At 68.3% G+C, this 13,750-nt stretch carries 8 protein-coding genes; 3 read left to right on the top strand and 5 right to left on the bottom strand.

The features are described from left to right. Positions 1 to 72 precede the first annotated feature (72 nt). Both PHI64_RS03665 and PHI64_RS03670 read left to right on the top strand, forming a co-directional pair. The gene (locus PHI64_RS03665; protein ID WP_299878746.1) at positions 73 to 1,365 is read left to right on the top strand and encodes an SDR family oxidoreductase; all 1,293 of its coding nucleotides are present in this window, start codon (positions 73 to 75) and stop codon (positions 1,363 to 1,365) included. Further along, positions 1,353 to 1,817: a DUF2269 domain-containing protein gene (locus PHI64_RS03670; protein ID WP_299878749.1), complete on the top strand. Its 465-nt coding sequence runs from the start codon at positions 1,353 to 1,355 to the stop codon at positions 1,815 to 1,817. Before PHI64_RS03665 ends, PHI64_RS03670 begins: the two co-directional genes overlap by 13 nt. Here the strand turns inward: PHI64_RS03670 and PHI64_RS03675 are convergent. Then, positions 1,804 to 3,450 carry a diguanylate cyclase gene (locus tag PHI64_RS03675; RefSeq protein WP_299878752.1) on the bottom strand — a complete coding sequence of 549 codons (1,647 nt, stop codon included), beginning with the start codon at positions 3,448 to 3,450 and terminating at the stop codon, positions 1,804 to 1,806. The genes PHI64_RS03670 and PHI64_RS03675 overlap by 14 nt on opposite strands. 139 nt (positions 3,451 to 3,589) lie before the next feature. On the opposite strand from PHI64_RS03675, the gene PHI64_RS03680 reads away from it, so the two are divergent. After that, positions 3,590 to 4,804: an RtcB family protein gene (locus PHI64_RS03680; RefSeq protein ID WP_299878755.1), complete on the top strand. Its 1,215-nt coding sequence runs from the start codon at positions 3,590 to 3,592 to the stop codon at positions 4,802 to 4,804. Between the two features lie 834 nt (positions 4,805 to 5,638). On the opposite strand, the gene PHI64_RS03685 is transcribed toward PHI64_RS03680, so the two are convergent. The 4 genes from PHI64_RS03685 to PHI64_RS03700 all read right to left on the bottom strand — a co-directional run bounded on the left by PHI64_RS03685 (position 5,639) and on the right by PHI64_RS03700 (position 13,673). Then, positions 5,639 to 6,943, bottom strand: a complete 1,305-nt coding sequence (locus tag PHI64_RS03685; RefSeq protein ID WP_299878758.1) for a cobyrinate a,c-diamide synthase — start codon at positions 6,941 to 6,943, stop codon at positions 5,639 to 5,641. Further along, positions 6,936 to 7,721: a uroporphyrinogen-III C-methyltransferase gene (gene cobA / locus PHI64_RS03690; RefSeq protein WP_299878763.1), complete on the bottom strand. Its 786-nt coding sequence runs from the start codon at positions 7,719 to 7,721 to the stop codon at positions 6,936 to 6,938. The genes PHI64_RS03685 and cobA overlap by 8 nt, the downstream gene beginning before the upstream one ends. 24 nt (positions 7,722 to 7,745) lie before the next feature. Continuing rightward, entirely contained in the window at positions 7,746 to 9,647 is a 1,902-nt protein-coding gene (locus tag PHI64_RS03695) for an SAM-dependent methyltransferase (protein ID WP_299878765.1), read from the bottom strand. Positions 9,648 to 9,770: 123 nt separating this feature from the next. Beyond that, a complete protein-coding gene (locus PHI64_RS03700) occupies positions 9,771 to 13,673 on the bottom strand; it encodes a DUF3683 domain-containing protein (RefSeq protein ID WP_299878768.1) in 3,903 nt (1,300 codons plus the stop codon). Positions 13,674 to 13,750 lie beyond the last annotated feature (77 nt).

Here is a 13,750-nt window from a genome sequence, read left to right on the forward strand (position 1 = left end):
GCTTTGCCGCCCGTTTTTTTTGGGCCTTTTTATTTCTGTTTTTACAGAAAATTCTGTCTGAAAGGATTGAACATGCGCGATTCACACCCTCCGGCAAGACCACTGAGCATCCTGGTGTGCGGCGCCTCAGGCTTTCTCGGCCGAGCCATCTGCACCCGGCTGAGCCGCGCCGGCCATCAGGTGATCCGCGGCGTGCGCCAGGCCTGCCACCCCGGGGACATGGCCATCGATTTTCGCACCGACACCACCGTGGCCCACTGGCGCGAGCGTCTGAACGGTATCCAGGTGGTGGTGAACGCCGTCGGCATCATTGCCGAAACCCGCGACATGCCCTTCGACGCCCTCCACCACCGCGGCCCCACCGCCCTGTTTGCAGCCTGCGTCGAAGCCGGGGTGGAGCGGGTGATCCAGATCTCGGCCCTGGGCGCCGACACCTGCACCACCCCCTACTTCCGCAGCAAACACGCCGCCGACCAGGCCCTGATGGGCCTGCCCATCGCCTGGCAGATCCTGCGCCCCTCCATTGTCCATGGTGCCGACGGCGCCTCCGCCAGGCTGTTCCGCCTGCTCGCCAGCCTGCCCCTGCTGCCGGTGCCGGCCCTGAGAGATGCCTGCTTCCAGCCCGTGGAGGTGAGCGATGTGGCCGAGGCCGTGCTGCGGGCCATGGACCCACACCACCCCACCGGCCAGCAGATCGATGTGGTCGGGGCGACCCGGGTCAGCTTCGGCCGCATGCTTGAGCACTACCGGCACAGCATGGGCCTGCCCCCCACCCGCCGGCTGCCGGTGCCGGCCCCGGTAATGGCTCTGGCCGCCCGCCTGGGCGGCTGCATCCCGGGTGGGCCGCTCAACCCGGACACCTGGCGCATGCTGCGGGCCGGCAATACCGGCGACCCCGCCGCCCTGACCCGTCTGCTCGGACGGCCGCCCCGGGGCATCGCCGGCTTCATCCCCCCCGCCCAGGCCGAGACCCTGCGCGGGCGCGCCCTGGCGGCCTGGCGCACGCCGCTGCTGCGCTACGTCCTGGCCGCGGTGTGGCTGGCGACCGCCTGGGTGAGCTTCGCCGTGTATCCCCGCGACGCCAGCCTGGCCCTGCTCGCCGGAGTGGGCCTGAGCGGCACCCTCGCGGAGCAGACCCTGAACGCCGCCGTCGCCCTTGACCTGGCCATGGGCCTGGCCTGCCTGTTCCGCCCCGGCCGTCGCCTGTGGTGCCTGCAGGCCGCACTGGTGCTGGGCTACACCGCCATCATCGCCGTCGCCCTGCCGGCCTTCCTGGCCCACCCCTTTGGCCCGGTTCTCAAGAACTTGCCCATCCTCGCCATCCTCCTCATCCTCATGTCGGAGCCTCAACCATGGACTACCTGAGCATCAAGACCCTGCACATCCTGTCATCAGTATTGATGGTCGGCACCGGCTTCGGCACGGCCTTCTACCTGTTCTTTGCCAACCGCTCGGGCTCGGTGGAGGCGATTGCCGTGGTGTCGCGCCTGGTGGTGCGGGCCGACTGGTGGTTCACCACCCCGGCGGTGATCATCCAGCCCCTCTCCGGTGCCTGGCTGATCCACCGGGCCGGCTATCCCCTGGATTCCCTGTGGATCATGGCCTCCCTGGGGCTGTATGCCCTGGCCGGGCTATGCTGGCTGCCGGTGGTGTGGTACCAGATCCGGATGGGGAAGATGGCCGTGGCGGCCCACGCCGAAGGGCGGCCACTGCCGGCCCAGTACTGGGTCTGGGCACGCCGCTGGGAGCGGCTCGGCTACCCGGCCTTCACGGCGATGGTGGGGGTGTACGGCCTGATGGTGTTCAAACCCGTATGAAGGGCCGGGCAGGTGCCTGGGGGGTGCGGGCGCCGGGTGCTGTGGCGTGGCGGCCACGGCCGGCCTGCTTGGCCTCGTACATGGCCTGATCGGCGGCCTGCAGCACGGCCTCGGGCTCGTCGTCGGCCTCACTCAGGGCGATGCCGATGGAGACCCCCAGAATGCATGAGCTGTCCTGCAGGCTCAAAGGTGGCAGCAGGGCATCAATGCAGCGCTCGGCCAACACAGGGATGTGCGCCTCCTCCTCCCGGGTCACGTCGGTGACCAGCAGCACAAACTCGTCTCCCCCCACCCGGGCCAGGGTGTCGCTCTGGCGCAGCACGCTGGAGAGGCGGCGGGCCACCTCCACCAGAGCCTGGTCACCCACTCCATGCCCAAGGCGGTCATTGATGGGCTTGAAGCCATCCAGGTCGAGATAGAGCACGGCGATGCGCACATCATGGCGCCGGGCACGGGCCAACCCCTGGCGCATCCGGTCGGCCAGCAGGACGCGATTGGGCAGGCCGGTAAGCTCGTCGTGATGGGCCATGCGTTCGAGCTTCACCTGGCTGCGGGTGAGCTTGTCGAGCAGCTTGTTGAAGGCCGTGGTCAGGCGCCCCACCTCGTCATCACGCACCACCGGCAGGGGCCGCATGGGGATCTCGCCATGGGTCATCGCGTCGGCCAGCGTGGCCGCATGCTTCAGCGGGCCGAGCATCACGCGCACCATGAAACCGACCACCAGAAACACCAGCAACATGGCCGTTACGCTGTGGCGGATCACCACGTCCTGGGCGCGACGGACCGGAGCAAAGGCTTCCGTGGTGGGCAGCCGGGCCACCACGAACCAGCCGGTGCTGGGCACACCGACGATGCTCGACAGCTCCTCGATGCCTTTGGCGTTGCGGGTGATGCCGCTGCCCCGAAAGCCCGCCATGGCTTGGTCGTGGAGCAGATTGATGCCCGGGGCAGGGGTCGGCTTGAGCACCAGGTCCGGGTCGCCGGCCGCAATGAAAAGCTTGTCGGCCGGTGAAATCAGCAGAAAGCCGCCGCTCTCGCCGATACGACCGTGGGTGATGCGATCGAGGAAGCCCGGCGCCCCCAGGGCGGAGATGCCGAGCACCACGGCCCGCACGCTGCCGTCGGGGGCCCGCAGCGGTACCCCCATGGGCAGGACCGACTGCCGCGTGAACGGCCCCAGGCGTGGCCTGCCCACCCCACTTTCGCCCTGGGCCACGCGCACGAAGTCGGGGTTGTCGGCGATGGATGAGCCGACGCGCCCCGCCACTTTCGGATAGTCCGCCAGCACCCGCCCGCGGGTGTCCACCACCAGCACGCCGAGGGAAAACACCGGGTTCAGCTGGTAGCGCTCACCGAGCCAGGCCTGCAGGGCCTCGGGCTGATCAAGCAGGGCCGGAGGCAGGGTCAGGGCGAGGCGTTCGAGCAGACGCAGGCGGTCCTGGATCTTGGTGTCGATGTCCTGGGCCACCGCCTCGGCCAGCGCGGTCTGCTGGGACGACACCAGCTGGGTCAGGTCCTCGCGCAGGAAGCGCGCCTGGAAGTAATAACGCGTGCCGCCGCCCAGGACCACCAGCAGCAGGCCGAACAGGATGATGCGGGCGAAAAGGCTGTTGCCGTAGCGTTTCAGGTTCATGGGCCTGTCGAAGCTGCACGGACCTGCGCCGGGTGGCGGGCCAGGCGGGATGGTAGCGCCAATGCCCCCACACCCCAAGGGGTCACCCCATCGGGGCCGTTTCCGGCGACACTCGCGGCTCTGCCCGACGAGTCAGCCCATGCCCCATCACGATACCCTTACCGTTCCCGGCGGCGCCCCGATCAAGCTGTGGACCCGCGGCGTGCCGGTGGAGGACGCCGCCCGCCAGCAACTCATGAACACCGCCCGCCTGCCCTTCATCTACAAGCACCTGGCGGTCATGCCGGACGTGCACCTGGGCAAGGGCTCGACCATAGGCAGCGTCATCCCCACCCTCGGCGCCATCATTCCTGCAGCGGTGGGGGTGGATATCGGCTGCGGCATGATCGCCGCACGCACCTCGCTGGTGGCCGCCGACCTGCCCGACGCCCTGCATCGCCTGCGCAGCGCCATCGAGGCGGCGGTGCCCCACGGCAAGACCTTCGGCAAGCGCGACAGCGGTGCGTGGAGCGAGGCACCGGCAGCCGTGGATGCCAGGTGGCAGGCCCTGGCCCCCGGCTTCCGGCGCATCACCGACAAGCACCCGAAACTGGCGCGCAGCAACAACCGCCTGCACCTGGGCACCCTGGGCACCGGCAACCACTTCATCGAGGTGTGCGTGGATGAGGCCGACGGGGTGTGGTTCATGCTCCACTCGGGCTCCCGCGGGGTGGGCAACGCCATCGGCAGCCTGTTCATCGAGCTGGCCCAGGCCGACATGCGCCAGCACATCGCCAATCTGCCCGACCGTGACCTGGCCTACTTCACCGAGGGCAGCCGCCATTTCGACGACTATGTGGAGGCCGTCGGCTGGGCCCAGGACTACGCCCGGCACAATCGGACGCTGATGATGGAGGCGGTGGTGGCCGCCGCCCGCCGGGAGATATCCAAGCCCTTCAGCGTCGACCTGGAGGCGGTGAACTGCCACCACAACTATGTGCAGCGGGAGACCCACTTCGGCCGCGAGGTGCTGGTGACGCGCAAGGGAGCGGTGTCGGCCCAGCGGGGTCAGCTGGGCATCATCCCCGGCTCGATGGGCGCCAAGAGCTTCATCGTGCGCGGGCTCGGCCATGCAGAGGCCTTCTGCTCCTGCAGCCATGGCGCCGGCCGGCGCATGAGCCGTACCCAGGCGAAGAAACAGTTCAGCCTGGCCGACCAGGTGCGCGCCACCGCCGGCGTGGAGTGCCGCAAGGACGAGGCCGTGATCGACGAGATACCGATGGCCTACAAGGACATCGACGCGGTGATGGCCGCCCAGTCCGAACTGGTGGAGATCGTCCACACCCTGCGCCAGGTGGTCTGCGTGAAGGGGTGAAGGCCCGTGGGGTCGAATTTATTGGCGATGTTCGCGTTAAGCGTGGAAAGCGTTTTCGCCCCGACAGGGAAGGCTCACCAATCCTGGCGTGACGTTGGCCGGGAATTCGCCCCGGCGGGCGACCTTCTTCTTTGCTTCGCCAAAGAAGAAGGCAAGAAAGGCGACCCGGCCACCCCGGTCATTCGCTGCGCGAATGACTCCCCTGCGCTGCTCCCAGCAGGCGGCCGGCGCGGAACTCGCCCTTCGGGCTCAGACAGCCGCGCCGGACTTCCCCGCCCGCTGGTGCGCTGCTCGGCGGGTCGGAACGGGCTTTTCGGATGCACCGAGCCCCTGCGGAAATCGAGTCGGGCACTGGCCGTTGATCACCTGCATTTCCTTTCCCCTCTGGCGCGCCGACTGGAGGGTTCGGCAGGCGGAAAAAGGGCTGCGCATGTCTGAGCCCGCAGGGCGAGTTTGCGCAGACCCCGCCTGACGGGCCCGGAAAGAGGGAACCCCCGAAGGGGGCGCGACAGCGGGGTACGTTTTCTTGCCTTCTTCTTTGTCGTACAACAAAGAAGAAGGTCGCCCGCCGGGGCGAGTCCCTGGCCAATGTGACGTAAGAGAACGGAAAACCGTCCCGGAAGCCAAGGCTCTCCAAGCCCAGCGGGCCTGCTCGGGATAGTGCTTACATACCGAACGCGAACAGAGCCAATTTATTCGACCTGCTCACGCCAATCACCGGCAAGCCGCTGACCAAAGTCCGCGGTCGAATGAATTCGACCCCACGGGGAACGCCACGGAGCCCAAGGTGGCAGACAACTTCAAACCAAGGAAAGTAGGCTGACTAGCCAGCGCTCAGGCGCCGAACAGGGCCGCCACCGTCGCCGGATTGGACGGGAAGTAGAAGTGCACATAGGAGGCAGTGAGGCGGCCGAGGCGGTAGATGGCCTCGCCCTCGCGGCCGGCTGGCGTGGTGGCGCGGGCCAGGGGCGCCAGGGGCGTCTCGCTCTTCGAATAGTGGAAGGTGTGGCCGGTGAGGCGCCCTTCCGGCAGCTCGGCCACCTGGGTGCCCAAGGCGGCCAGGCGGGCCTGCATGCGGGTGTGGCCGGGGAGCAGACCGGCGCCCGGATGGGTGGTGCCCTCCCGGTCGGTGATGCTTTCAAACAGGCTCATCATGCCACCGCACTCTGCCAACAGGGGCTTGCCGGCGGCCTGGTGGGCCTTCAGCCCGGCCTGCCAGCCGGCGTTGGCGGCCAGGGCTTCGGCATGGAGCTCGGGGTAGCCGCCCGGCAACCACAGGGCATCGCAATCGGGCACGACCTCGCCGGCCAGGGGAGAGAAGAAGATCGGCTCGGCCCCGAGGGAGGCCAGGGTGTCCAGGTTGGCCGGATAGATGAAGCCGAAGGCAGCGTCCCGGGCGATGGCGACACGCCGCCCCTGAAGCAGGGGCGCCACGTGGGGCGCCGGCGCGTCGGGGAAGGCCACCGCCACCGGGCGGTCGGCAGCGCCAGTACGCGCCAGATGGTCGGCCAGGCGATCCAGGCGGGCGTCCAGATCGGCGATCTCGGCGGCCTGGAGCAGGCCCAGGTGGCGCTCGGGCAGCGCCGCGTCGGCGTCCCGCGGGAGGGCGCCATACCAGGCGATGCCGGGGCGCAGGCTGTCCTGCAGCAGGCGGGCGTGGCCCTCGCTGCCCACATGGTTGGCGAGCACCCCCGAGAAGGGCAGGTCCGGCTGCCAGGTGGCCAAGCCGTGGACCAGGGCCCCGAAGGTCTGGGCCATGGCCTTGGCGTCGATCACCGCCATCACCGGCACGCCGAAGAGGCGGGCAATGTCGGCCCCGGAGGGGCTGCCATCAAACAGGCCCATCACCCCTTCGATGAGGATCAGGTCGGAACTGCGGGCCGCCGCGTGCAGGCGCCAGGCTGCGTCAGCGGAGCCGCACATGCCCAGGTCCAGGTTATAGACCGGCGCCCGGCTGGCCACCGCATGGATCTGTGGGTCCAGAAAATCCGGCCCGCACTTGAACACCGTCACGCGGCGCCCCTGGCGGGTGTGCAGACGGGCCAGAGCGGCGGTGACAGTGGTCTTGCCCTGACCGGACGCCGGTGCGGCGACAAACAGGGCGGGGCACAGGGCGGGGTCGCGCAACGGGCTATTCATCAGGGTGGAACCAGGCGAGGCGGGGCTGCAGGCTGACCACGTCACCGACGATGGTCAGGGCCGGAGGGGTGATACCGGCGGCCTTGACGGCAGCCGGCAGACCGGCGAGATCGGAGGTGACGACCCGCTGCTCACGGGTGGTGCCGCGCCGCACCACCGCCGCCGGCGTGGTCGCCGCCAGGCCATGGGCAGTGAGCTGGGCGCAGATCTCCGCCATCTGGGTGATGCCCATGTAGAACACCAGGGTCTGCTTTCGCCGGGCCAGCATCTCCCAGTCCAGGTCCACCGAACCATCCTTGAGGTGACCGGTGACAAAGATGCACGACTGCGCAAAGTCCCGGTGGGTCAGGGGAATGCCGGCGTAGGCGCCAATGCCCGCCGCCGCAGTGATGCCGGGGATGACCTCGAAGGGCACACCGGCCTTGACCAGCTCCTCCACCTCTTCACCACCACGCCCGAAGATGAAGGGGTCTCCGCCCTTCAGGCGTACCACCTTGCGGCCCTCCCCGGCCAGCTTCACCAGCAGGGCATTGATGCCTTCCTGGGGCAGGGAATGATTGGAGGCTTTCTTGCCTACGTAGATGCGCTCGGTGGCCGTCGGCACGCAGGCCAGGACCTCCTTGCTGACCAGGTTGTCGTAAACCAGCACGTCGGCCTCAAGCAGCAGACGCGCAGCGCGCAGGGTGAGCAGTTCCGGGTCGCCGGGGCCGGCACCCACCAGGTACACCCACCCCGGCCGGGCCGGGGAACGTTCGCGGGGGAAGGAGGAATCGGGCACGTCAGCGCTCCAGCAAGGAATGTTTCAGGATAGCGCCGGCTTGCGCCACAGGGCCAGACGAACCGGGGCGCTGGGTGCAAAGCGCAGACGCCCCGCCACCGTCTCGCCCCGGGACAGGCTGAGCTCCTGCCAGGCCTCGGCGGGCACCTGGTTGGCAAAGGCAAGGAGATCGGCGCGGGCCTGATCGTCTTCGGCCGTGGCGACCAGCCGGCCGCCCGGCGCAAGACGCGCCCAGGCTGCGGCCAACCAGTCGCTGAGGCCAACCCCGCCGCGGATGAACACAGCTTCGGGCACCGGCCACTCGCGGCAGCGCAGGGGCGAGGCCGAGGGAATGGCGGAGAGCTTGTCCCCCACCCCGGCGCGGGCCATGCTGACGCCCAACAGGGTGGGCTCGATGCCCACGGCCCGCACTCGGGCGGTGGGCACGGCACGGGCCCACTCCAGAGCCAGGCTGGCTTCGCCCTCGCTGATGACCCAGCCCGTTTCCCAGGCGGCAGGCTGCAGCCAGGCCATGGCCAGGACGCGGGCAGCCAGGGGCAGCGCCGCGCCTGCTTCGTCACCGAAGGCCGCATCGGACAGGCCGGGCAGCTCGGCAAACACGCCGGAAGACGGGCCGGTGGCGACAATCAGCACGGCGTGGGTATCGAAGGCCTCACGCATCTCCACCAGCTCGCTGGCCAACCAGGCGCGGGCCTGCAAGCTGCCGGCGATGAACTCGCAAACCCACACCCGGGCCCCCGCAAAGCCGCTGTCGAGCAGCAGTCGGGCCACTGCCGCAGGCCCTTCGGCATCGGCCAGGGGCAGGGCAAACAGACAATGGGCGCGCAGGCGGCCGCGCAGGCCCGCCAGGGGCGCACGGCGCAGATCCACCACCGTGACCACCTCGGCCGACAGGCCCAGGGCGGCGCAGGCGGCCTGCACCCGGCCCACGCCGGGCAGCACGCGCACATAGGCCGGGCCCAGGTCGGCCAGCAGCTCGGGGGCCGGGCCGTCGCCGGCGCCATCACCGACCACCGCCAGCACGCTGCCGGCGTGACCGACGACGCGCACATCCATGTGGGCAGAATCGGCGGCGCACAGCTGCTGGGGCGCCTCCAGGCCCAGGCCGGAAAGGCGGTCGAGGGCGTCGGCAGTGCCGAGAATCACCCGGGCGCCACGCAGGGCTTCGAGGGCCGCGGCGGACAACACCGGCGGCAGTTCGAGGCCCAGGCTGACAACAGTGAGAGGGGGCAGAGACTCCTCAGGCGTGGCGGCGACTTCGGGCGCGACGCCGGTATCTGCATCGGCAGCAGGTTCGGAGACGATCTCGAGGGTGATCCCGGGCTCGGACTCCCCGTCCGGCTCGGAGGGCAACCCGGTCGCGCCATCGGCCAGGCCGGGCATCTCGATCTGCTCACCGCGGGCAGCCTCCCGGTCAGCACCACCCTTGCCACGGCGACGCTTGCGCTTGCGCCTGGGGCCTGCCGGGCCTTCTTCACCTTCGGAGGCGTCGTCGAACGGGGCATAGGCGCCATCGGAATGCTCCGCGCTGTCAGGGGCGTGAGAGGCCTCGTCACCGACAGCGACGACAGCACCTGGCTCGGGGCGGAGCTCGGCGACAGACACCTCCGGCGCGGGAAGCAGGGCGGGCGCGACGTCCGGCGTAGGAGCCGCGGCACCGGCAGGCTCCGCGAACAGATCGGCCGTGACTTCGTCGGGCTGCGCCTCGGCCGGCTTGGCCTTAGGCTTGCGCGGTGCTCGACGGGCCTTGGGTTTGGCTTCGGCCGCGTCGGCGACAGGCTCGACTGCGACGGCGTCTACGGTGGCCTCGGCCGGGGTGGCCGGGGCCTTCTTCTTGCGGGGGCTGCGGGCCGGGGCCTTGCGCGGAGCCGGGTTCGTCACCTCGGCCAACTCGGCCACCGGGGCGGAATTCTGTTCGTCGCTCATGCTCTGTCAGCCACCACATTCGCAGCCGGAAAAACGGGGGTCGCAGGATAGCATGAAGCGTTTTCAGGCCAAGAGCAGCCGAACCGTGGGGTCGAATTCAATCGACCCCACAAGGGCACCGGTTTACAGCAGCACGCGTTCGATGCCGCCCTGATTGGCCTTGGCGACGTAGTCGGACATCCAGCTGTCACCGAGGATGTGCTTGGCCATCTCGACCACGATGTAGTCGGCATCCACGCCACCGGCATCGCTGCTGTAGCGGGACAGGCCCTGCAGGCAGCTCGGGCAGGAGGTGAGGATCTTGACCTGGGCGGTGGCGTCGGCGCCGCGGAGCTTCTCGGCACCCTTCTCGATCTCCTCCTGCTTGCGGAAGCGCACCTGGGTGGAGATGTCGGGGCGGGCCACGGCCAGGGTGCCGGATTCGCCGCAGCAACGGTCCGACAGATCGACCCGCGTACCCATCAGCTCGTTGGCCACCTTGATGCCGGAATGGACCTTCATGGGGGTGTGGCAGGGCTCGTGGTACATGTAGCGGGTGCCGGTGATGCCGTCGAGCTTGAGGCCCTTTTCCATGAGGTACTCGTGGATGTCGAGCAGCCGGCAGCCGGGGAAGATCTTTTCGAACTGGTACTTCTGCAGCTGATCCATGCAGGTGCCGCAGGACACGATCACCGTCTTGATGTCGAGATAGTTGAGCGTGTTGGCGACCCGGTGGAAAAGCACCCGGTTGTCGGTGGTGATCTTCTGGCCGGCATCCTCCTCGCCCGCGGCGGTCTGCGGATAGCCGCAGCACAGGTAACCCGGCGGCAGCACGGTGGTGGCCCCCACCTGGTAGAGCATGGCCTGGGTGGCGAGGCCCACCTGGCTGAACAGACGCTCGGAGCCGCAGCCAGGGAAGTAGAACACGGCCTCGGATTCGTCACGCTTGACCTGCGGGTTGCGGATCACCGGGACGATGGCGTCGTCCTCGATATCGAGCAGGGCCCGGGAGGTGCGCTTGGGCAGGCCGCCCGGCATGGGCTTGTTGATGAAGTGGATGACCTGGGCCTTGACCGGCGGCTTGCCCAGGGTAGCGGGCGGGTGCTGGACCTGATCCTGGATCAGCCCGAGGCTCTTGCCGATGCGGTGCCCCAGGCGCTGGGCCTTGTAGCCCCAGCCGATCATGCCGCTGCGGATCAGCTTGATGGTGGCCGGATCTTTGGCGGTGAGGAAGGCCATGGCCGCGGCCTTGCCGGGGTTGAAGGACTTCTTGCCCTGCTCGCGCAGCAGGTTGCGCATCTTGATCGACACGTCGCCGAAGTCGATGTCCACCGGGCAGGGCTTCTCGCACTTGTGGCACACGGTGCAATGGTCGGCCACATCCTCGAACTCCGCCCAGTGGGCCAGAGACACGCCGCGGCGGGTCTGCTCTTCGTAGAGGAAGGCCTCGATCAGCAGCGAGGTGCTGAGGATCTTGTTGCGCGGGCTGTAGAGCAGGTTGGCGCGGGGCACGTGGGTGGAGCACACGGGCTTGCACTTGCCACAGCGCAGGCAGTCCTTGATGTCGTGAGAGATCTCGCCGATGGCGGTCTGCTCCATGATCAGCGACTCATGCCCCATCAGGTTGAAGCTGGGGGTGTAGGCGTTGTCGAGGTTGCCCTTGATCGGCCCGTTGCGCATCAGCTTGCCGCGGTTGAAGCGGCCTTCCGGGTCCACCTTCTGCTTGTAGGCCCAGAAGTTGGCCATCTCGGCGTCGGTGAGGTAGTCGAGCTTGGTGATGCCGATGCCGTGCTCACCGGAAATCACGCCATCAAGACTGCGGGCCAGCTCCATGATGCGGTCCACGGCCTTGTTGGCCGTTTGCAGCATCTCGTAGTTGTCGGAGTTGACCGGAATGTTGGTGTGCACATTGCCGTCGCCCGCGTGCATGTGCAGGGCCACGAAGACGCGGCCGCGGAGCACCTGCTTGTGCAGCTTCTTGATCTCCTCACGCACGGGCCCGAACAGCTGGCCGTCGAAGATCTTGTCGAGACGGGGCTTGAGTTCGGTCTTCCAGCCTGTGCGCACGGAGTAATCCTGCAGGCGGTGGAACAGGCGCGGGTTGGCCGCCCGGTTGGACAGTTCGGCAGCCTGGATGCCGTAGTCGGCAAACTGCGGCTCGGCCTGGGCCAGAGGCAGGTCCAGGTTGTCGAGGAGCCACTGCCAGCGGCGACGCACGCTGGCCACGTAGTCCAGCGCGTCCTTGCGGCGCTCGCCGATGAGCTCGTCCCGGGAGATGGTGGCGTCACCGGTGTCCAGGGGCAGATCGCCCTGCAGCAGCTCGGCAAGGGCGTCGCACAGGGCCAGCTTGTTCTGGGTGGACAGCTCGATGTTGATGCGCTCGATGCCGTCGCAGTAGTCGCCCATGCGCGGCAGCGGAATCACCACGTCCTCGTTCACCTTGAAGGCGTTGGTGTGGCGGGAGATGGCGGCGGTGCGGGAGCGGTCGAGCCAGAACTTCTTGCGCTGCTCGGGGCTGACGGCGATGAAGCCCTCGGCGCCGCGGGTGTTGGTCATGCGGATGACTTCGGAGGCGGCGGTCATCACCGCGTTCTCGTCGTGGCCGACGATGTCGCCGATCAGCACCATCTTGGGCCGCCCGTGGCGCTTGGCCTTGGTGGTGTAGCCCACCGCCTTCACGTAGCGCTCGTCCAGGTGCTCCAGGCCGGCCAGCAGCACGCCGGCAGCGTTGCCGGCACCGCCGGGCTTGAAGTAGTCGGTGATTTCGACGATGGCCGGCACGGCCTCGCGCACCTGGCCGAAGAACTCCAGGCACACGGTGCGGGTAACCGGCGGCATCTTGTGCAGCACCCAGCGCGAGGCGACGATGAGGCCGTCGGTGCCTTCCTTCTGCACGCCCGGCACGCCACCCAGGAACTTGTCGGTCACGTCCTTGCCCAGGCCGTCCTTGCGGCAGGAGGCGCCGGGCAGGGAGAGGATTTCTTCGGAAATGAACTTGTAGCCCCTGGCGTCGAAGCGCTTGAGGCGGAAGTGCACGGTTTCCTGTTCGTGGATCTTGCCGAAGTTGTGGTCGAGGCGTTCCACCTCCAGCCAGTTGCCGTCCGGCGTGACCATCTTCCACCAGGCCAGGTTGTCGAGGGCAGTGCCCCACAGCACGGCTTTCTTGCCGCCGGCGTTCATGGCGATGTTGCCGCCGATGCACGAAGCGCTGGCGGAGGTGGGGTCCACGGCAAACACACGGCCAGCGGCCGAGGCGGCTTCGGAGACGCGCTCGGTGACCACACCGGCACCGGTGCGGATGGTGGCGTAGGGGGCGCTCATGGGGCCGTTGAGGCCGGGCAGCACCACGTCCTCGACCGGTCCGAGGGTAATGAGCTTTTCGGTGTTGATGACCACCGATTTGGCGTCCAGCGGCACGGCGCCCCCGGTATAGCCGGTGCCGCCCCCGCGGGGGATGATGGTCAGGCCGAGCTCGATGCAGCTCTTCACCAGCGGGGCCATCTCTTCCTCGGTGTCGGGGTAGAGAACTACGAAGGGGTACTCGACACGCCAGTCGGTGGCGTCGGTAACGTGAGACACCCGGGCGTGGCCGTCAAAACAGATGTTGTCCTTGCGGGTGTGGCGAACCAGCTCGCGCTGCACGCGCTTGCGCAGCTCGGCGGTGTCCTGGAAAAGCTTGGCAAAGCGGTCGACGGCACCATGGGCCGCCACCACCAGGCTGGCCACCTTGGCACTGCGCTCGGGGTCTTCGGCACTGGATTCCTCGCGGCGCTTCTCGACCTCATGCAGGCGGTGGCGCAGCGCCCCGATCAGGGCACCCTGGCGATCCCGGTTGCCGAGCAGGTCGTCCTGCAGGTAAGGGTTGCGCTGAACCACCCATACATCCCCCAGCACCTCGTAGAGCATTCTCGCGGAGCGGCCGGTGACGCGCTCGGAACGCAAGGCGTCCAGGGTTTTCCACGCCTCCTGGCCGAGCAGTCGAATGACGATCTCCCGGTCGGAGAACGAGGTGTAGTTGTAGGGAATTTCACGCAGGCGCTGAGTCATCGGGATACCTGGGTCTGTGCAGCGGAGAACGGAGTATTTTAACGGACCGCTCCGCCTTCTGTCGAAAAACAAAGCCT

The sequence above is a fragment of the Zoogloea sp. genome, assembly GCF_028689785.1.
Classification (GTDB): Bacteria; Pseudomonadota; Gammaproteobacteria; order Burkholderiales; family Rhodocyclaceae; genus Zoogloea.